17 protein-coding genes are annotated in these 18,701 nt (G+C 71.6%); 4 read left to right on the top strand and 13 right to left on the bottom strand.

Annotated features, from left to right (window positions below):
- Positions 1-14: 14 nt before the first annotated feature.
- The 5 genes from AB0411_RS31165 to AB0411_RS31185 all read right to left on the bottom strand — a co-directional run bounded on the left by AB0411_RS31165 (position 15) and on the right by AB0411_RS31185 (position 7,196).
- Positions 15-2,147 (bottom strand): tetratricopeptide repeat protein, encoded by a 2,133-nt coding sequence (locus tag AB0411_RS31165; RefSeq protein ID WP_366420614.1) that lies wholly within the window; start codon positions 2,145-2,147, stop codon positions 15-17.
- A 240-nt stretch (positions 2,148-2,387) separates the two neighbouring features.
- Complete coding sequence (locus tag AB0411_RS31170) at positions 2,388-4,037, bottom strand: bifunctional uroporphyrinogen-III C-methyltransferase/uroporphyrinogen-III synthase (protein WP_366420615.1); 1,650 nt, start codon at positions 4,035-4,037, stop codon at positions 2,388-2,390.
- Complete coding sequence (gene hemC / locus AB0411_RS31175; RefSeq protein WP_366420616.1) at positions 4,034-5,062, bottom strand: hydroxymethylbilane synthase; 1,029 nt, start codon at positions 5,060-5,062, stop codon at positions 4,034-4,036. The genes AB0411_RS31170 and hemC overlap by 4 nt, the downstream gene beginning before the upstream one ends.
- Positions 5,059-6,426, bottom strand: a complete 1,368-nt coding sequence (locus AB0411_RS31180) for a glutamyl-tRNA reductase (RefSeq protein WP_366420617.1) — start codon at positions 6,424-6,426, stop codon at positions 5,059-5,061. Before AB0411_RS31180 ends, hemC begins: the two co-directional genes overlap by 4 nt.
- Positions 6,423-7,196, bottom strand: a complete 774-nt coding sequence (locus AB0411_RS31185) for a redox-sensing transcriptional repressor Rex (protein WP_366420618.1) — start codon at positions 7,194-7,196, stop codon at positions 6,423-6,425. The genes AB0411_RS31180 and AB0411_RS31185 overlap by 4 nt, the downstream gene beginning before the upstream one ends.
- Positions 7,197-7,582: 386 nt before the next feature.
- Here AB0411_RS31185 and AB0411_RS31190 point away from each other — a divergent pair, with 386 nt between their 5' ends.
- The 4 genes from AB0411_RS31190 to AB0411_RS31205 all read left to right on the top strand — a co-directional run bounded on the left by AB0411_RS31190 (position 7,583) and on the right by AB0411_RS31205 (position 11,594).
- Entirely contained in the window at positions 7,583-7,861 is a 279-nt protein-coding gene (locus AB0411_RS31190) for a glutaredoxin family protein (RefSeq protein ID WP_366420619.1), read from the top strand.
- 193 nt (positions 7,862-8,054) lie between these two features.
- Positions 8,055-8,987: an HAD family hydrolase gene (locus AB0411_RS31195; RefSeq protein ID WP_366420631.1), complete on the top strand. Its 933-nt coding sequence runs from the start codon at positions 8,055-8,057 to the stop codon at positions 8,985-8,987.
- 330 nt (positions 8,988-9,317) lie between these two features.
- Entirely contained in the window at positions 9,318-10,103 is a 786-nt protein-coding gene (locus AB0411_RS31200; protein ID WP_088798525.1) for an ECF subfamily RNA polymerase sigma factor, BldN family, read from the top strand.
- A gap of 279 nt (positions 10,104-10,382) precedes the next feature.
- Entirely contained in the window at positions 10,383-11,594 is a 1,212-nt protein-coding gene (locus tag AB0411_RS31205; RefSeq protein WP_366420620.1) for a DUF5667 domain-containing protein, read from the top strand.
- Positions 11,595-11,636: 42 nt separating this feature from the next.
- Here the strand turns inward: AB0411_RS31205 and AB0411_RS31210 are convergent, their stop codons facing one another.
- From AB0411_RS31210 to AB0411_RS31245, 8 genes are all read right to left on the bottom strand, one after another.
- Positions 11,637-12,632, bottom strand: a complete 996-nt coding sequence (locus AB0411_RS31210; protein WP_366420621.1) for a lysophospholipid acyltransferase family protein — start codon at positions 12,630-12,632, stop codon at positions 11,637-11,639.
- Between the two features lie 14 nt (positions 12,633-12,646).
- Complete coding sequence (locus tag AB0411_RS31215) at positions 12,647-13,696, bottom strand: NAD-dependent epimerase/dehydratase family protein (protein ID WP_366420632.1); 1,050 nt, start codon at positions 13,694-13,696, stop codon at positions 12,647-12,649.
- Between the two features lie 197 nt (positions 13,697-13,893).
- Positions 13,894-13,992 carry a 30S ribosomal protein bS22 gene (locus AB0411_RS31220; RefSeq protein WP_003948845.1) on the bottom strand — a complete coding sequence of 33 codons (99 nt, stop codon included), beginning with the start codon at positions 13,990-13,992 and terminating at the stop codon, positions 13,894-13,896.
- 119 nt (positions 13,993-14,111) lie between these two features.
- The gene (locus tag AB0411_RS31225; protein ID WP_006604741.1) at positions 14,112-14,321 is read right to left on the bottom strand and encodes a helix-turn-helix domain-containing protein; all 210 of its coding nucleotides are present in this window, start codon (positions 14,319-14,321) and stop codon (positions 14,112-14,114) included.
- 128 nt (positions 14,322-14,449) lie between these two features.
- Entirely contained in the window at positions 14,450-15,265 is an 816-nt protein-coding gene (locus AB0411_RS31230; protein ID WP_366420622.1) for a phosphatase, read from the bottom strand.
- A gap of 156 nt (positions 15,266-15,421) precedes the next feature.
- Entirely contained in the window at positions 15,422-16,597 is a 1,176-nt protein-coding gene (locus AB0411_RS31235; protein WP_366420623.1) for an acetoin utilization protein AcuC, read from the bottom strand.
- The gene (locus tag AB0411_RS31240) at positions 16,566-17,804 is read right to left on the bottom strand and encodes an MFS transporter (protein WP_366420624.1); all 1,239 of its coding nucleotides are present in this window, start codon (positions 17,802-17,804) and stop codon (positions 16,566-16,568) included. Before AB0411_RS31240 ends, AB0411_RS31235 begins: the two co-directional genes overlap by 32 nt.
- 88 nt (positions 17,805-17,892) lie before the next feature.
- On the bottom strand, positions 17,893-18,561 hold the full coding sequence (locus tag AB0411_RS31245) for an HAD family hydrolase (RefSeq protein WP_366420625.1): 669 nt from the start codon (positions 18,559-18,561) through the stop codon (positions 17,893-17,895).
- Positions 18,562-18,701 lie beyond the last annotated feature (140 nt).

Raw genomic sequence — 18,701 nt, forward strand, 5'->3', positions numbered from 1 at the left:
AGCCGGCGAAAGCCTCAGGTCCCGCCGTGCGTACGTCGATACTGATCCCGTTCTTCCCGGGCCTGGATCGTCCAGGGATGCTTCGGCCCCAGCGTTCTGGTCCGGCCCTCGACAAGGGCCTCCGCATGCTCGACCGCCTCCCCGTACTGACCGAGTGCAGCCAGCGCGCGACTCAAGTTGAGTCGCGCGCTCAACGCGATGGGGTACTCATGGCCGAAACGTCGTACATAGCCGGCGAAGGCCGCACGGGCGTGGGGGAGGGCATCCTTTGCCCTCCCCGCGACACGGAGGGCGCGCGCATACGCGAGTTCCGCCCCGAGCGTGATGGAGTGATGCTCCCCGAGCACGCGATGGCAGTCACCGACCAGACTTTCCCCCGCGGCAATCTCGTCCGGCGTCGTGGTCAGTTCCAGGAGAGCCGACCGCGCGAGAAGCGTCAGAGGATGATCGGGCCCGAACAGCCGGTGGCGCCCTTCCGCTGCTCGGCGGAGAAGTGAGACGGCATCTCCGTCGTGGCCGAGGTTGAAGAGTGGACTGGCCAGTTTGATGCAGACTTCCAGGGTCTCCGGTGCCCCGGGGCCCAGCGTCCGTTCGCAGTCCTCCAGCACCTGCCGGTGGAGCGCTTCGGATTCCTGGAACCGTCCGAGCCGGTAAAGAGCGTGCCCCACGCGCTGGCGCAGCCCGATGACCAGGACATTGTCGTTGCCGAGCCGGGGAGACACGAGCTCCACGGCCTCGCTGCCGAGGGTGTGTGCCGCGGAGTAGTCGCCGGACAGATGGACGGCGGCGACGAGCCGACGGGCGCATTCCGCCGCGGCTTCCACTGTCGCCCGACCGGTCTCCCAGACAACCGCTCTCCGCAGGAGGGCGATCACATGGGGCGCGAGCAGGGTCACATGGGGTTCTTGCGCCCCGCGGTCGGGGACCTCCGGCAGCGCGGCAAGGAGCAGGCGGGAAGCGGTGGCGGCGAGCCGCTCCCGTTGGCCGGCGGGGGTGGTGCGGGCGACGCTGTCGAGGAGGACGCCGTGCGTGCGCAGGCAGCGGAGCTCGCGGGATACCAGCTCGGTGAGGGAGTGGTCGAGGAGCCCGCGGAGAGCTGTTTCCACGCGGGAAGCGGGGAGTTCGGGCCCGAGTTCGGCGCCGGAGAGGATCGCGAGGGGCAGCGGGTCGTTGGCCCAGCAGGCAAGGAGGCGCAGGACGTGACCTGCTTCGGGGAGCCCTTGGCCGGTGAGGGTGTCGAGGGAGAGCTGCCAGGTGCGGCTGAGCAGGTGGCGGGAGTCGTTGCCGACGGCCGTGGCCCCTTGGTCGAGGAGTTCGATGGGGTCGGGGCCGGTGCCGCTGTCGAGCCGGCGGCCGTAGTCGGCGAGGGTCCATGGGTCGATGACCTGGTGGGCGAGGAATCCGCCGGCGAGGGTGAGGGCCAGGGGAAGACGTCCAAGGCGGTCGGCGACCTCCCCTGCGTCCTCCACCGACCCCGCGTGCGGTGCCAGGTCGCGGAGGACGAGGGCGGCGTCTTCTCGTGGGAGCACGCCGAATTGGAGGAGTTCGGCGCCGGGCCACCAGTGAGCCGCCGCCTGCCGGGTGGTGACGACGACGGTGCCGGTGGGGCTGGTGCGGAGCCAGCCGCCGTCGCGGAGGATGGCGGGGGCGTCGGCGTTGTCGAGGACCAGGAGCCAGGGCCGGTCGGAGCGGTCGAGGTAGTGCCACACGAGATCGGCGGCGGGGCGCAGCCCGCTGCGCGCTCCCATCAGCTCGCCGTCCGAAGCCCCTCGGTCGGCTGCGACGGCAAGCATGCCGGCGCGTAAGGAGGCGGGGTCGGAGGCGTTCACCCACAGGCCGACGCGACCGGCCCGACCGGTGGCGTGATGGAAGAGGGTGTAGGCGACGGCGGTCTTGCCGCAGCCGCCCATGCCGTGGAGGACGTAGACGCGGTTGCCGGCGCCGGGTTCGACGGCGGCACGCAGGCGGTCCATCTCTCCGGCACGGTCGCGCAGGACAACCGGAGCCCGGCCGACCGCGGGACGGCGTACGGAGTCGGGGCCCGTCCAGTCGGGGCCGTGATGGTGGTGCTCGGTGATGTGCTGGTCGCCGGAGGCTTGGTAGATGCGGCCCTCCCCCTCGGCCCGGGCGTCGTAGCTGCCGCTCATGCTTCCCCCCGGTACCGGTCACGACCGGCCACGATGCGCTGCGGCGCCGCGGGCACCCATAAGGTCCCCGAGTGCGCTCCTGCCGCGCCCGCCGGCGCGACCGTCTGCGGTTTCACGAGCCCGCCCCTCCCCCAACTGCCACTCGGTGACTCCACACTAGCCAGCCGTCCGACTGCCCGGAACGCAGAAGGGCGCCCCGAAAGGCGCCCTTCCTACGTTCCGTGCGAGGTGCGGATCCGCTCAGCTACGAGCCCGTCTCCGCGCACCGGGTCGCCGCTCGCTGGGGCGGGTGACCGGGTCGCCGGACTCGATCGCGGCGTCGCGTCGCGCCGCGCCGAAGTCCGCGAGGGCCTCGGCCAGCTTGTGCACCGACGGCTCGGGCGACATGACGTCCACCCGCAGCCCGTGCTCCTCGGCGGTCTTGGCGGTGGCCGGGCCGATGCAGGCGATCACGGTCACGTTGTGCGGCTTGCCGGCGATACCGACCAGGTTCCGCACGGTGCTCGACGACGTGAACAGCACGGCGTCGAACCCGCCGCCCTTGATCGCCTCACGGGTCTCGGCCGGCGGCGGCGAGGCGCGCACGGTCCGGTAGGCCGTGACGTCGTCGACCTCCCAGCCCAGCTCGATCAGCCCGGCGACCAGGGTCTCGGTGGCGATGTCGGCGCGCGGCAGGAAGACGCGGTCGATCGGGTCGAAGACCGGGTCGTAGGGCGGCCAGTCCTCCAGCAGGCCGGCGGCCGACTGCTCACCGCTCGGCACCAGGTCGGGCTTCACACCGAAGGCGACCAGCGCCTTGGCGGTCTGCTCGCCGACCGCGGCGACCTTGATTCCCGCGAAGGCGCGGGCGTCCAGGCCGTACTCCTCGAACTTCTCCCGGACGGCCTTGACGGCGTTGACCGAGGTGAAGGCGATCCACTCGTAGCGGCCGGTGACCAGGCCCTTGACCGCGCGCTCCATCTGCTGCGGGGTACGCGGCGGTTCGACGGCGATGGTCGGGACCTCGTGCGGCACCGCGCCGTACGACACGAGCTGGTCGGAGAGCGACGCGGCCTGCTCCTTCGTCCGCGGCACGAGCACCCGCCAGCCGAACAGCGGCTTGGACTCGAACCACGACAGACGGTCGCGCTGGGCCGCGGCACTGCGCTCACCGACCACGGCTATGACCGGCTGGCCGCCGTCCGGCGAGGGCAGCACCTTGGCGGCCTTGAGCACCTGGGCGACCGACCCGAGGGTGGCGGTCCAGGTGCGCTGGCGGGTGGTGGTGCCGGCGACGGTGACGGTCAGCGGGGTGTCCGGCTTGCGGCCGGCCGACACCAGCTCCCCGGCGGCCGCGGCCACCGAGTCGAGGGAGGTGGAGACGACGGCGGTGGCGTCGCTGGCACCCACCTCGGACCAGCAGCGCGCGTCGGCGGTGCGGGCATCGATGAAGCGGACGTCGGTGCCCTCGGCGTCGCGCAGCGGGACACCGGCGTACGCGGGCACGCCGACGGCCGCGGCGATGCCGGGCACCACCTCGAAGACGATGCCTTCGGCGGCGCAGGCCAGCATCTCCTCGGCGACGTAGCCGTCGAGACCGGGATCCCCGGTGACGGCACGCACGACCCGCTTGCCCGCACGGGCGGCCGCCATGACAAGATTGGCGGTGTCCCGAAGGGCTGGCACGTCGGCGGGGATTGACGCCTCGTCAGCTGATGCCTGCAGTGGTGTGTCCACCTGTGCGCGGGCATGCACGCGCACGACGTCCAGCACCTGCGGGTCGGCGATCAGTACGTCCGCGGAGGCCAGCGCCTCCACGGCACGCAGCGTCAGCAGACCCGGGTCTCCCGGCCCGGCACCCAGGAAGGTGACCTGACCGGAGGCGGAGTGGTTTGGGGCGGTGGGGTTCAAAGTGCTCGCTCCCCCATAAGACCGGCCGCACCCTTTGCGAGCATCTCGGCGGCGAGCTCACGACCCATGTGCAGCGGGGTCGACGCGTCGTCGGGAGAGGCGGGTACGTGCCCGGTGGTGGACAGTTGCACCAGCGTGCTGCCGTCGGTCGTGCCGACGACACCGCGCAGATGCAATTCGGTGACAACCTGCTCGTCGGCCTTGGGGCCTCCCCTGCTCGAGCGATGTCGAGAGCTTGGGGAAAGGTCGGCCAGTGCTCCGACGGGTGCGGAACAGCCGGCCTCCAGGGCGGCGAGCAGGGAACGCTCGGCGGTCACGGCGGCCCGGGTGTCCGGGTCGTCGAGCTCGGCGAGCCGGGCGATGAGGTCCACGTTGACCGCGGCGCACTCGATCGCCAGTGCCCCCTGGCCGGGGGCGGGCAAAACCACGTCGGGCGACAGCAGCTGCGTCGCCTCGTCGATCCGGCCGATCCGGGTGAGTCCGGCGGCGGCCAGTACGACCGCGTCCAGTTCCCCCTTCTCGACGAAGCCGATGCGGGTGTCGATGTTCCCGCGTATCGGCACGGTCTCCACACGCCGGCCCAGCGACCTGGCCCAGGCGTTGAGCTGCGCCATCCGCCGGGGCGAGCCGGTGCCGATACGGGCCACCCGGTCCTCGTCGGCGGTCAGCTGCTCGAAGGTGAGCCCGTCCCTGGCGATCAGCGCGTCCCGGGGGTCTTCCCGTACGGGTATCGCGGCCAGCGTCAGGTCGTCGGGCTGCGTGGTGGGCAGGTCCTTGAGGGAGTGGACGGCGAAGTCGATCTCCCCTGCGAGCAGCGCGTCGCGCAGCGCGGAGACGAAGACGCCGGTGCCGCCGATCTGTGCGAGGTGCTCACGGGAGGTGTCGCCGTAGGTGGTGATCTCCACCAGTTCGACGGGGCGGCCCGTCAGCGCGCGCACCGCCTCGGCGATCTGCCCGGACTGGGCCATGGCGAGCTTGCTGCGCCGCGTGCCCAGCCGCAGTGCTCTCGTCGTGCTGTCGGTCATGCCCGCTCCCGTGCATCGTGCCTGTCGGCGCGCGTGTCGGCCCGGCTGACGGCGGCGACCGTCTGGGGGTCGAGGTCGAAGAGTTCCCGCAGGGCGTCCGCGTACCCGGCGCCGCCGGGCTCGCTGGCGAGCTGCTTGACCCGGACAGTGGGCGCGTGCAGGAGTTTGTCGACGACGCGGCGCACGGTCTGGGTGATCTCGGCGCGCTGCTTGTCGTCCAGGTCGGGGAGCCGGCCGTCGAGCCGGGCGATCTCACCGGCGACGACATCGGCGGCCATGGTGCGCAGGGCCACCACGGTGGGGGTGATGTGCGCGGCCCGCTGGGCGGCGCCGAACGCGGCCACCTCGTCGGAGACGATGCCGCGCACCTTGTCCACGTCGGCCGCCATCGGCGCGTCCGCGGACGCGTCGGCCAGCGACTCGATGTCGACGAGGTGCGCGCCCTCGATCCGGTGGACCGCGGCGTCTATGTCCCGCGGCATCGCGAGGTCCAGCAGCGCCAGCGGCGCCGTGTTCCCCTCGCGTGCGGCCGCGACCATCTCGCCGGCCAGGACCAGGCCGGTCGCGCCGGTACAGGAGACGACGATGTCGGCGAGCCCCAGCTCGGCCGGGACGGAGGTCATGGCGGCCGCGCGGGCGGCGAGCCCGTTCGCGGCGCCGGGGCCGCCCGGCTCGCTGAGGATCCGCACGAGCCGCTCGGCGCGCTCGACGGTGCGGTTGGCGACGGCCAGCTCGCCGACACCGGCCCGGACGAGGGTGGTGGCGGCCAGCGACGACATCGAACCGGCGCCGATGACCAGCGCCCGCTTGCCGCGCGCCCAGGTCTCGACGTCCCGGCCGCCCGCGAGCTGCTCCAGCCCGAAGGTGACCAGCGACTGCCCGGCCTTGTCGATACCGGTCTCGCTGTGGGCGCGCTTGCCGACCCGCAGCGCCTGCTGGAACAGGTCGTTCAGCAGCCGTCCGGCGGTGTGCAGCTCCTGGGCGACGGCCAGCGCGTCCTTGATCTGCCCGAGGATCTGGCCCTCGCCGACGACCATCGAGTCCAGGCCGCAGGCCACCGAGAAGAGGTGGTGGACCGCGCGGTCCTCGTAGTGGACGTAGAGATAAGGGGTCAGCTCCTCCAGGCCGGCGCCGCTGTGGCGGGCCAGGAGGGTGGAGAGCTCGGCGACACCGGCGTGGAACTTGTCCACGTCGGCGTAGAGCTCGATGCGGTTGCAGGTGGAGAGCACCGCGGACTCGGTGACCGGCTCGGCCGACACCGCGTCCTGCAGCAGCTTGCCGCGCGCCTCGGGGGCGAGCGCGGCCCGCTCCAGCACGCTCACCGGCGCGCTGCGATGGCTCAGTCCGACGACCAGGAGGGTCATGCCGGCATCACGGCGGGCATGTCCCCGTCAGGTCCCTTGCGGTCGCCGGCCACGGCGGCAGCGGCACGGGCGGCGGCGGCCGGGGCGCCGCCGTCGGGCCCGGCCTCCTCGCCCGCCTTGCGCTGCTCGTGGAAGGCGAGAATCTGCAGCTCTATCGACAGGTCGACCTTGCGCACGTCCACCCCGTCGGGGACGGTCAGCACGGTCGGCGCGAAGTTGAGGATCGAGGTGACACCGGCGGCGACCAGCCGGTCGCAGACCTGCTGGGCGGCCCCGGCCGGCGTCGCGATGACGCCGATCGAGACGCCGTTGCTCTCGATGATGTGCTCCAGCTCGTCCGTGTGCTGGACCCCGATGCCCGCGACGGGCTTGCCGGCCATGGCCGGGTCGGCGTCGATCAGCGCGGCGACCCGGAAGCCGCGGGAGGCGAAGCCGCCGTAGTTGGCGAGCGCGGCGCCGAGGTTACCGATACCGACGATCACAACCGGCCAATCCTGCGTCAGCCCCAGCTCGCGCGAGATCTGGTAGACGAGATACTCCACGTCGTAGCCGACACCGCGGGTCCCGTAGGAGCCGAGGTAGGAAAAGTCCTTGCGCAGCTTGGCGGAGTTGACCCCGGCCGCGGCCGCGAGTTCCTCGGAGGAGACCGTGGGGACCGAGCGCTCGGACAGCGCGGTCAGTGCACGCAGATACAGCGGAAGCCGGGCGACGGTGGCCTCGGGAATGCCTCGGCTGCGGGTCGCCGGTCGGTGAGTTCGGCCAGTTGCCACGGTGCTCCTGCGGGTAGAGCGGGGCTGCGGGCGACCGCATGGAACCCGACCGCCCTGTCTTCTGCAGGCTATGTCTTTGTGAACGCGTGCACAAAGATGGTGTCCGGTTTGTCCGCCCAAAGTGACCGGGGTCACGCGCCTATTACAGGCCTCCGCGGAACCAACTCCCACGGCACACCGTTCGCTCGCGCCGCCCGCGAAACGCGGCAGCACCCACGGGAGCACGGGCCCTCACTCCTCACCGCTATACCCCCGGAAACCTACAAATCGCCCACCGATGGTAATCGAACCGGACGACCGCGGGCGCGCCCCGCCGTCCCGCCGGCGCCCCGGATCCGGCCCGTACGCCGCGCCCGCCCGCCGCGGCGACCCGGCACAATGGCCCCATGGCCCCCTTGTTCAGCCGCAGCCCCCGCAAGAACCCCGCCGACCGGGTGGTCACCCTCGTCGGCAAGCCCGGCTGCCACCTCTGCGACGACGCCCAGGCCGTGATCGAGAAGGTGTGCGCGGAGACCGGCGCGTCCTGGGAGAAGAAGGACATCACCGAGGACGCGGAGCTGCACCGCAAGTACTGGGAGCAGATTCCGGTCATCCTCGTCGACGGCGCCCAGCACGATTTCTGGCGCGTCGACCCGAAACGCCTGCGCACGGCACTGGGCGCATGATCCGTTCCCGCTCCGCCGGGCCGCGCGAGGCACCCTCGCGCACGCCGCCGCGGATGGCCGTAACGCAACCGTCCACCGCCGCGGGCCGTCCGGACACGCGCCCGTAACCGGCTGCACCGAACAAACTGGCTACGCTAGCGCCATGGCCCGCCCGTCGCCCGCTCACCGCCCCCGCCGCAGTCCCACCGGGGCACTGCTGTCCCTGGGTTGGTTCCCCCGCCGCAGACGCCCCGCCACGGCCCGCAGCGTGCTGGCCGGCGAGGCCGCGGCCGAGGCCGCCCGGAAGTCCTCCCAGGAAGCACCGCCCCCCGAGGAGACCGAGACCCCGGCGGAGCCGGACTTCCCGGTCGTCGGGGACACGGCGGCCGCCGCCTTCTTCGACCTGGACAACACCGTCATGCAGGGCGCCGCGCTGTTCCACTTCGGCCGCGGCCTGTACAAGCGGCACTTCTTCCACAAGCGCGACCTGGCCCGCTTCGCCTGGCAGCAGATCTACTTCCGGCTGGCCGGCTCGGAGAACCCCGAGCACATGGCGGACGTCCGCAACAGCGCGCTGTCCATCGTCCAGGGCCACCGCGTCGCCGAGCTGATGTCCATCGGCGAGGAGATCTACGACGAGTACATGGCCGAGCGGGTCTGGCCCGGCACCCGGGCCCTCGCCCAGGCGCACCTCGACGCAGGCCAGAAGGTGTGGCTGGTGACCGCGGCCCCGGTCGAGACGGCGACGATCATCGCCCGCCGGCTCGGCCTGACCGGCGCGCTGGGCACCGTCGCCGAGTCCGTCGGCGGGGTCTACACGGGCAAACTGGTCGGCGAGCCGCTGCACGGCCCGGCCAAGGCCGAGGCGGTCCGCGCCCTGGCCTCCGCGGAGGGCCTGGACCTCTCGCACTGCGCCGCCTACAGCGACTCCGCCAACGACATCCCGATGCTCTCGCTCGTCGGGCACCCCTATGCGATCAATCCTGACAGCCGGCTGCGCAAGCACGCCCGGGAGCAGGGGTGGCGGCTGCGCGACTACCGGACCGGCCGCAAGGCCGCCAAGATCGGCATCCCCGCGGCGGCCGGCGTGGGCGCCCTCGCGGGCGGCGCGGCGGCCGCGGTCGCGCTGCAGCGCCGACGCCGCTGACCAGGCCTGATAGCCGTACGGGACGGCGGGCCATCCTCACTCCCTACCCCCTCCGCCGTCCCCTCAGTCGTGCTGCTTCCGGTCAGCCACAACACGCCCTCCAACCAGGCAGATTGCGTTTCCTTCCGATCAAAAGTTGCTCAGTAATCGATACTGAATCTGCCACGAACCCGGCACGGAACGTAACTAATCGATGATTTGAGCAACTGGGTGTAGCGCTGCCTTTACGAAGCGTTATTCTCCTCAGACGCAATCCGGAACCCACACGTCCCTACGACGAGTGAACGGTCCCGCACTGCACGTGATGGAAGCTCTGCCTCTGGGAGTCCCGTGTACCCACACGTCGGGGTTGACGCCTCGGGCCTGGCTACGCTGCGTACGACACTCGTCGACCACCTGCGCAGTTTTGTCCCCACCGCGTACGCCGTCCCCGCATTCGCCTCAGCCGTCCCCGCCGCCGGACCCTGCTACGCCCTGGCCGACGGGAGTGCTGCGGTCGGCAAGGCCGCCGGCAGAACCCGCCGCTCCGGCACCGGCACGACCACCGCCCGTCGCCCCGCCGACAGCGACAGCCGTCGCATGATGGACCTCGTCGAACGAGCCCAGGCGGGCGAGGCCGACGCCTTCGGCCGCCTCTACGACCAGTACGCCGACACCGTCTACCGGTACATCTACTACCGCGTGGGCGGCCGCGCCACGGCCGAGGACCTCACCAGCGAGACCTTTCTGCGCGCCCTGCGCCGCATCGGCACCTTCACCTGGCAGGGCCGCGACTTCGGCGCCTGGCTCGTGACCATCGCCCGCAACCTCGTCGCCGACCACTTCAAGTCCTCGCGCTTCCGCCTGGAAGTCACCACCGGAGAGATGCTCGACGCCAACGAGGTCGAGCGCAGCCCCGAGGACTCGGTCCTCGAATCCCTCTCCAACGCCGCCCTGCTGGAGGCGGTGCGCAAGCTCAACCCCCAGCAGCAGGAGTGCGTCACACTGCGCTTCCTGCAGGGCCTCTCGGTCGCCGAGACCGCCCGCGTCATGGGCAAGAACGAGGGCGCGATCAAGACCCTCCAGTACCGCGCCGTACGCACCCTGGCGCGGCTGCTGCCCGAAGACGCCCGCTGACCCGACCGCCCCCCTGTCCACGGATTCCGATGCCGCCCCCATGCCGCATGCGCTCACTCCCGGTGACCTTCCCTACCCGGTCGGTCAGATCATCGTGAGTGCGTAACCCGAGTGCCGCGCCGCTCGTTGTGCGGGATGCAGGCTCCATACGGTCATGCCTTGCCCGCCACCTCTCACTCGATCGAGTGGTCGCGGACGACGGCGTGCAACCGTCCGGTCCGTCTGGACAGTCAAAGCCAGCCCGGGGAGTCGAGCGGATGACGAGAGGAGGTGCCGCCCGTGATCGCGAATGTCTCGGTGCACCGGCGGGCCAACGCCTTCGCCCAGGCCCTTGAGGAGCAGGTCCTCGAGGGCACGGCGGCCGAGGAACAGGTCGATCCGGCGCAAGAGCCGGGCGAAGCACGGCTGTTGGCGGTCGCCGACGGCCTCGGGAAACTCCCGAGGCCGGAGATGGCAGCCGAGGTCAAGACTGTCCAGCGTGCCCAGCTCATCGCCGCGATGGAGGCCGCCTTCGCCGAAGGCGCCCCGTCGGACGGTGCCAGGGTGCCCGAGCAGCGCGAACACAAGGGCGCGCACCGCGCCACGAAATCGATCGGCAGGCTGCGCCCGCGCTCCCGCCTCACCAAGGGACTGGCCGCGGGCGGGCTGACGGTGGGCGTCGCCGCCGGCGCGTTCACCGGCGTCGCCGCGGCCAGCTCCGACGCCCTGCCCGGCGACTCCCTCTACGGTCTCAAGCGCGGCATGGAGGACCTGCGGCTCGGCATGGCCGACGACGACTCCGACCGCGGCCGGCTCTATCTCGACCAGGCCGCCATCCGCATGATGGAGGCGCGCCGCCTGATGGAGCGCGCCCGGGTCGCCGACCTCGACCACGAAGCGCTCGGCGAGGTCCGCAAGGCGCTCGCCGGCGTCACCCACGACGCGGGCGAGGGCCACCGCCTCCTGCACCAGGCGTACGAGCGCGACGGCTCGCTCGACCCCATCCAGGCGCTGAACTCCTTCACCAGGTCCCACCGCCGTACCTGGTCGCAGTTGCGCGACAAGCTGCCGGTACAGCTCATGGACGTCCGCGACCAGGTCAGTTCGGTCTTCGACGCCATAGACAAAGAGGTCGGTCCGCTCCGCCCGCTGCTGCCGCGCCCGCCGGAAGGCCGCAGCCACCACCGGCACACGCCCGCCTCCGCGGGCACCGGCTCCGGGTCCGCCGGGCACCCCGCGCCGTCCGGCAGCAAGTCCGGCCCCGGCAAGCACGCCCCGGGCTCGCACGCCCCGCGCCCGTCGGCTTCGCCCTCCCAGGAGGACGGCCTGCTCGGCGGCAACACGGGCGGCCTGCTCGACCCGCCGTCCAAGGGCGGCAGCCCGTCGCCGCACGACCGCGGCCGCCACCACAGCGGCCGGGACACCGGCGGCCAGCCCGACGTCACCCTCCCGCCGCTGATCCCGGGGCTGCTTCCCGGCCTGGGCATCGACGGCGAGGATCTCCCGAAGTAGCGAAGCGGTCCTCCGGCGCTCGGTGTTCTTCTGGTCCTTCCCTCAGAAGAACACCGAGCGTCGCTGTACCAGCAGCTTGTAGAGGGTGTGCTGAATCGTTTCCCGCACCTGGTCGGTCAGGTTGAACATCAGCATCGGATCGTCCGCCGCCTCCGGCGGATAGCCGGCCGTCGGGATCGGCTCGCCGAACTGAATCGTCCACTTCGTCGGCAGCGGCAGCGCCCCCAGCGGCCCCAGCCACGGGAAGGTCGGCGTGAGGGGGAAGTACGGCAGCCCCAGCACCCGCGCCAGCGTCTTGGCGTTCCCGATCATCGGGTAGATCTCCTCCGCGCCCACGATCGAGCACGGCACGATCGGCACCCCGGCCTTCAGCGCCGTCGAGACGAAGCCGCCGCGCCCGAAGCGCTGGAGCTTGTAGCGGTCCGCGAAGGGCTTGCCGATGCCCTTGAAGCCCTCCGGCATCACCCCGACGATCTCACCACGCTCCAGCAGCCGCTGGGCGTCCTCCGCGCAGGCGAGGGTGTGCCCGGCCTTGCGCGCCAGCTCGTTTATCACCGGCAGGACGAACACCAAATCGGCCGCCAGCAGCCGAAGATGACGCTGCGCCGGGTGGTTGTCGTGCACCCCGACCTGCAGCATCAGGCCGTCCAGCGGCAGCGTCCCGGAGTGGTTGGCGACGATCAACGCCCCGCCGTCGGAGGGGATGTTCTCGACGCCCTTCACCTCCACCCGGAAGTACTTCTCGTAGAAGGGCCGCAGCAGCGACATCAGGACCTGGTCGGTGAGCTCCTCGTCGTACCCGAAGTCGTCGACCTCGTAGTCGCCGGTGATCCGCCGGCGCAGGAACGCCAGCCCGCCCGCGATCCGCTCGTCCAGGGTCCGCCCGGTGCCCTCCCGCGGGGGCACCGCCGGCGGGTGCTCGGCCCGGGCCTCGGGCACGGGCACCAGCGGCGTACCGCGCCCCGCGCGCCCGGCCCTCCTGGCCTTCCTGCGCGCCCTGGGCTCCTCGCCGAAGGGGATGACCTTGGCGTCCGCCATCGTGGGTGAACTCCTCACTGGGTCGGGCCGCCGCGTGCGGGCAGCACGCCGGCGAGCCGGTCGACGGTGCGGGCGAGGGACTCGGGCGGCAGCAGCCCGGGTCCGCGGCTGCGGGCGAATTCCTCGAAGGTCTCCGCCGTCGTGTACTTCGGGTGGAACCCCAGTGTCTCGCGCATCTGGGTCGTTTCCACGACCCTGCCGTGCGTGAGCAGCCGGATCTGTTCCGGCGAGAAGTCCGTGATGCCGATGGACCGCAGCGCCGTACCTGCCCAGGTCACGGTCGGCAGCAGGAGCGGCACGGTGGGCCGCCCCAGCCGCCGGGAGGTCTGCGACAGCAGCAGGACGCCGTCCCCGGCGATGTTGAAGGTGCCGCTGTTGAGCGTGCCGCGGCGCGGCGCGGCGGCGGCCATCCGCAGCACCTCGATGGCGTCGCCCTCGTGGACGAACTGCAGCCGCGGGTCGTAACCGAGGACGGTGGGCCACACCGGCAGCGAGAAGTACTCGGCGAGCGGGGAGTCCGCACACGGCCCGAGGATGTTGGCGAAGCGCAGCACGCACACCGCCACGTCGGGCCGGCGCCGGGCGAAGCCCCGTACGTACCCCTCGACCTCCACGACGTCCTTGGCGAAGCCGCCGCTGGGCAGGGACTTCGGGGTGGTGGTCTCGGTGAAGACGGCGGGGTCCCGGGGCGCGGAGCCGTAGACGCTGGTGCTGGACTTGATGACCAGGCGCTGCACGTTCGGGGCCTTCTGGCAGGCGCCGAGCAGTTGCATCGTCCCGATGACGTTGGTTTCCTTCACCCCGGCGCGGCCGCCCCGCTTGCCCAACGGCGTGCCGTTGATGTCCATATGGACGACGGTGTCGACGCCCGTCTCGGCCAGGACCCTGGCGATCGCCGGATGCCGGATATCGGCCTTGAGGAATTCGGCGCCGCCCAGGTGGTGGTCCGGCGCCACCGCATCGACCCCGATCACCCGGTCGACGTCGGGATCGCGCTGGATACGGCGGACGAACCGGCCGCCCAGCTGCCGTGCGACTCCCGTGACGAGCACGACCTTGCCCAAGATCAGCCCTTCCTTCCCGCCGCGACCGCCGTGGCCGAGCTGTCCCGACCACGCTATCGGGTAGGTGTTGCGCTGTGATGACCGCAGGATGCCCAAGGACGCATTTCCGTCCGACCACCGTCCATACGGCCCACAACGCACCGCAGCCCCCGATCGCACAGGGCGATGGGGGGCTGCGAATTCGCGATCAGCGTCGCTTACTTCTTGTTACGACGCTGAACACGGGTGCGCTTGAGCAGCTTGCGGTGCTTCTTCTTCGCCATCCGCTTGCGCCGCTTCTTGATAACAGAGCCCACGACTACCCTCGCTCACTTCGAATCACTCGGTGCGGGGCGTCCGAGCCCACACTACCTACATCGGGCCAGCCTACCCGGCGACGGGCGAACGGCGTAATCCGAGGGTCGGCGAATCTCCGTCAGGCTGATTCCACCCCCACAAAGGACTCCCGGAGATAGTCGTGAACCGCTTGCTCCGGGACCCGGAAGGACCTCCCCACGCGGATCGCGGGCAGATGACCACTGTGCACCAGGCGGTACACGGTCATCTTCGACACTCGCATCACCGTGGCGACCTCCGCCACTGTCAGGAACACGACCTCGTTCAGAGGCCTCTGGTCTGCAGCCATGCCACACCTGCACCTTCCGCATAAGACGGTCACCGGCTTCCCCTCCGGTGACTCTTCGTCGCTATGCGCTCACTCCCCAGATTAGGGGCGGGTGATGCGAGTGGGGAAGAGGAGCAGCGAACAGCCTCCTATCGGGACAGACATGCCCGTTTAAGCACATAGCGGGCCAGCGGCTGGTAGGACGCGCTCGGCGCGCCGTCGTCGAGCGGCACCGCCACCGACACCCGTCCCTCGGCCTGCCCGACGAACAGCGCCGGGTCGTCCGTATCCGCCAGCCCGATCGCCTCGATGCCCAGCTGACCTGCCCCGCAGACCCATCCGTGGTCCCCGATCACCAACTCCGGCAGCGGCCCCGCACCGTCCCCCGCGACGGCCAGAGCGGTGCGTACCGGGAGCGGCGAATGGGTGTGCACGCCCCCCGTCCCCGGCGCGCCCCGCACGCCCGTTTCTCGCATCAGCGCGACTCCCCGTACGTAGGCGAGAGTGCAGGTACGTACTCCGAACCGGGTCGCTATGTCGACACGGGCGCCATACGCCGGGGTGAGGACGAGGCAACCCGCCGACGAGAGAGCGTCTGCCAGAGCGGCGTAGAACGCCGTCAGCCGGTGCGGGTGGCCGGTGCCGATCAGCACCGGCGCCCGGCGTCCCGCCGCCTCTCCGACCCGTTCGGCGAACCGGTCCAGCGCCGCGACGGTGCGGTCGGGGTCAATCTCATCCAGGCCGGAAACATGTGCGGGATCGGCCGAAACGCCGCACTCCTGCCCCATCAGTCGCAGTACTTCACCGATCTGCCAGTCCCCGTCGGGCTCCAGCCCCAGCAGCGCCCGGGGATCGCGGGCCGCGAAGAGCCGGTAGCGCGCCAGGCTCTTCTCCCGCGTCGTCGCGATCGTCCCCGCGAGCCGCGCCTCGATCAGGTGCGCCCGCAGCGCCCCGGTGCCCAACACGCGTCCCATACTGTCCGGTTGGTCGGCCTACGGGTGCCCTGACCGACGAGTAGTCACACCTTCGGGGCACGGCGCCGGAGACGGCCGTACGGAGCCGGGCCGCACGGGGCCGTACGGGGCCTCACACGCCCCGCTGCGGCCCCCGCCCCACCCGGACTACGGCAGCAGCCCGTGCGCCGGGAACACCGCCCGGCGGGTGGCCAGCACCGCCTGGTCCAGCCGGTCGGCCGGGTCGTAGCCGTCCTCGACGAAGTCCCGCCACTGCGGCGTACGGCCGTCCGTCATCCGCTGCGGCGCCAACTGCCGCGTCCTGCGGAACACTTCGTGCCGCCACGACTCCGGCACCATGGAGGCCGGCTCGATGGGCCGGCCCGCCGCGATCGCGGCCAGATGCGTCCAGCTGCGCGGAACCACGTCCACCACCGCATAGCCGCCCCCGCCGAGCGCGACCCAGCGCCCGTCCGCGTGCCGGTGTGCCAGGTCGTGGCAGGCCTCCGCCACCGCGCGCTGCGCGTCCAGGCTCACCGCGAGGTGCGCCAGCGGGTCCTCGAAGTGGGTGTCCGCGCCGTGCTGCGTCACGATCACCTGCGGCCGGAAGGCGCCCAGCAGCTCCGGCACCACCGCGTGGAAGGCCCGCAGCCACCCCTCGTCGCCGGTCCCGGCCGGCAGCGCCACGTTCACCGCGCTGCCCTCCGCGCCCTCGCCGCCGGTCTCCTCCGGCCAGCCGGTCTGCGGAAAGAGCGTCCGGGGATGCTCGTGCAGCGAGATCGTCAGTACCCGCGGGTCCTCCCAGAACGACGCCTGCACCCCGTCCCCGTGGTGCACATCCACATCGACGTACGCGACTCGCTCGGCCCCCAGCTCCAGCAGGCGGGCGACGGCCAGCGCCGCGTCGTTGTAGATGCAGAACCCGGCCGCCCCGCCCGGCATCGCGTGGTGCAGCCCGCCGGCGAAGTTCACCGCGTGCGCCGCGTCGCCGCGCCAGACGGCCTCCGCCGCGCCCACCGACTGCCCGGCGATCAGCGCGGACGCCTCGTGCATCCCCGCGAACGCCGGGTCGTCCGCCGTCCCCAGCCCGTACGAGAGATCCGCGGCGGCGGGGTCCGCCGAGGCCCTGCGGACCGCGCCGATGTAGTCCTCGCGATGCACCAGCCGCAGGGTGGAGTCCCCGGCAGGCTTGGCCGCGACCACCTCCAGCGGCCCGCGGTCCAGCTCGTACGCCTCCACCAAACGCATGGTCAGCGCGAGCCGGACCGGGTCCATCGGATGCCCGGACCCGAAGTCGTAGCCCGTTACTGCCTCATCCCACATCAGCTGTGCGCGGCCGCTCATGTCCGTCACCGTATCGGGCCTTCGGCGCCCCGAACGATCGGGCATACACCAACGTCACCAGCACCAGGCCCATCGGTACGAGCATCGCCCCCCGATAACTCCAGGCATCACCGAGCGCACCGACCAGCGGAGAGCCGATCAGGAAGCCCACATAGTTGAAAATGTTCAGCCGGGCGACGGCCACGTCCGAGGCCCCGGGGCCGTGCTGCTCGTAGGCGAACCGCCCCGCCGCCGCGAACGTCTGCGGCACGATCACACACAGCCCGAGCCCCAGCAGCGTGAACCCCGCCATCCCGGCCCAGGCCCCGGGAGCCGCCGCCACCACCGCGAATCCGCCCGCCGCGACCACCGTCCCGGTCCGCACCACCGCGACCGCCCCGAACCGCCGCACGCCCAGGTCGCCGACCGCCCGCCCGAGCAGCGTGGTGACCATGTAGACGTTGTACGGGACGGTGGCGAGCTGCTCCGAGCTCCCCAGGACGTCCTGCAGATACTTGGCGCTCCAGTTGGAGACCGTCGAGTCCCCGATGTACGCACAGGCCATCACCAGGCACAGCGGCAGCAGCAGCCGCATCGCGAGGGGCGCGGCGGCCGCCTCCGGCCCCGCCGCGCCCTCCCCCGGCGCCCCTCGGTCCCGGTCCACGAACCAGCGGCCCACGACCAGCGCCAACGGCACCAGGACGGCCACCACCGGCCCGTACAGCAGCGCGAGCGACAGCTTCCAGTGCGCACCCGCCCAGGCCAGCGAGGCGCCCACGATGCCGCCCAGGCTGTACGCCGCGTGGAACCCGAGCATGATGCTCCGCCCGTACGCCCGCTGGAGACTCACCCCGAGCATGTTCATCGAGGCGTCCAGGGCCCCCACCGACAGCCCGAAGACCCCCAGCGCCACGGCGACCTGCGCCATCGATCCGACGGAGCCCACCGCCAGCAGCGCCAGGCACACCACGGGCTGCGCACACCGCAGCACCAGACCGGCCCGCACCCGCTTCACCAGCTGCTCGGTCCCGACACTGCCGGCCCCCGCCAGGACGGGCACCGCCGCCAGGAAGACCGGCAGCAGCCCGTCGGAGATCCCGTACCGCTGCTGGATCGCGGGTATCCGGGTCACGAGGAGCGCGAAGACCGCCCCCTGGACGAAGAAGCTGAGGGCGAGCGAGACCCGGCCGTGCCGCAGCTGCGCTCCTGGTACCCGAGGGGCCGTCATGGCCGCTGAGCCTAGAACTCCCCACTACCGCTGGGTAGATGGATCTCGCCGCCAATTCCGGCGCAGGGCGTGCTCGCCGGCGACGCCGCTACTGCAGCAGCCCCAACAGCTCCGCCATCCGGCCGAACAGCGCGGTGGCCCCGGCCTCCGTCAGCTTCGCCGCCGGCGTCATCGCCGTGAAGCCGTAGACGTCCATCCCCGCGGCGACCGCGGCCCGCACCCCCAGCGGGCTGTCCTCGACCACCGCACACCGCTCCGGCGCCACGCCCATCTCCCGTGCCGCATGCAGAAACAGGTCCGGCGCCGGCTTCCCGCGCCCCACATCCTGCGAGGAGAAGAGGCGCGTACCGCCCCCGTTCCGCTCCTCGGCGAACCGCTCGATCAGCCCCGTCGTCGTCAGCGCCACCCGGATCCGCTCATGGCTCCCCGACGACCCGACGCAATACGGCACCCCGTCGGCGGCCAGCTTCTCCAGTACCTCGACCACACCCGTCACGGGTTCCAGCCGCCGGCGGAACTCCTCGAAGACCCGCCCGTGAAAGGCCTCGTCGAACCCGGCCGGCAGCCGCTCGCCGGACCGCTCCAGCACCGCCTCGTGAATACGGTGCATCGCACCGCCCATGTAGTCGCGCAACGACTCTTCATACGTGGTCGGATGGCCCAGCTCGGTGAGGTAGGCGGCAAGGATCCGATTGGAGATCGGCTCGCTGTCCACCAGTACGCCATCGTTATCAAAGATGACCAAGTCATAGCGCATGCTCACGAGCGTACCGAGCGGCCCTCTGCCGCTTTCCGGTCCGTAAACGCGGAAAAGCCCCGCACCATACGGTGCGGGGCTTCCCACAAAGATTGTTCGGCGGCGTCCTACTCTCCCACAGGGTCCCCCCTGCAGTACCA

Source organism: Streptomyces angustmyceticus (assembly GCF_040701845.1).
GTDB classification, from domain to species: Bacteria; Actinomycetota; Actinomycetes; order Streptomycetales; family Streptomycetaceae; genus Streptomyces; species Streptomyces angustmyceticus_A.